The organism is Vibrio sp. 1401 (assembly GCF_033340295.1).
The window spans coordinates 1-937 of record NZ_JAWOWF010000178.1 but is presented as its reverse complement, the minus strand read 5'-3'; the positions used below and the strand labels follow the sequence as shown (position 1 = coordinate 937).

Sequence of the window (937 nt, the reverse complement as noted above, 5' to 3'; positions counted from 1 at the left end):
AAATACTCAGAACTTGACGGCAAAATATTAGTTGGAGCGTTAAAGCTCACTCATATCAATGTCGTCAGCATTAACGATGGCAAGCTCACAGAATCGCAACGCTTACTGGAAAAGCTTGGAGAACGAATCAGAGATATCACAATAAGCCCCGATGGCTATATCTACTTTTCGACCGACAGCGGCAAAATCTTCCGCTTAACAGAGCAATAAGAACTGTGCAGCGCTTTTTCGATTTGTGATGCATCAATGATTTATTTTCGTACAACTTAGCCAGAAGAATCTAAACTTAACAATAACCTTTTGTTTTTATAACGATAGTTTGGTTAAGTTGTACGAGGCCACTATGATTCCCTTCCCACTAGAACTTGAAAGAATAAAAGCCGTCATTTTCGATTTAGACAACACGCTCGTCAGTTCAGATATGAACTTTCAAGATCTTCGTCAGCAACTCGGTTGCCCTCAAACAGAAGATTTATTGGATTTCGTAGAGCGCATCGATCACCCGCATCACAAAGAGCATGCACATAATGTCATTTTTGACCACGAGATTTCCGATGCTGAACAATCTAGCCCGATGATTGGTTGTCATGAATTGCTGAACTACTTGAAGAAAAAAGCGATTAAAACCGCCATCGTGACGCGAAACTGCCTAATTGCGACACAAAGAAAATTGGAACATAACCAAATCACCGTTGAGCAAGTGATCACGCGTGAATGTTATCCACCAAAACCCGATCCTTTATCGCTACAAGTACTCGCCAAGGAGTGGCGTTTGATGCCAAATGAAGTGCTGTATGTCGGTGACTTCCTTTACGATTTACAAGCTGCGTACAATGCACAAATGCCGTCTTGTTTAGTGCATCACGGCATCACCGAACAATTTCAAAATTCGGCATCACTTGCGGTGAGAGAACTGTCCGATTTGCTGGCGTACTTT

2 protein-coding genes are annotated in these 937 nt (G+C 42.0%); both read left to right on the top strand.

The genetic code is table 11. From position 1 onward, the window contains the following. On the top strand, nt 1-210 hold a 210-nt coding region (locus R7Z77_RS24390), incomplete at its 5' end, for a PQQ-dependent sugar dehydrogenase (RefSeq protein ID WP_318136935.1). A 133-nt stretch (nt 211-343) separates the two neighbouring features. Then, nucleotides 344-937, top strand: a 594-nt coding sequence (locus R7Z77_RS24385; protein WP_318136934.1) for an HAD-IA family hydrolase, incomplete at its 3' end; no start/stop codon positions are given.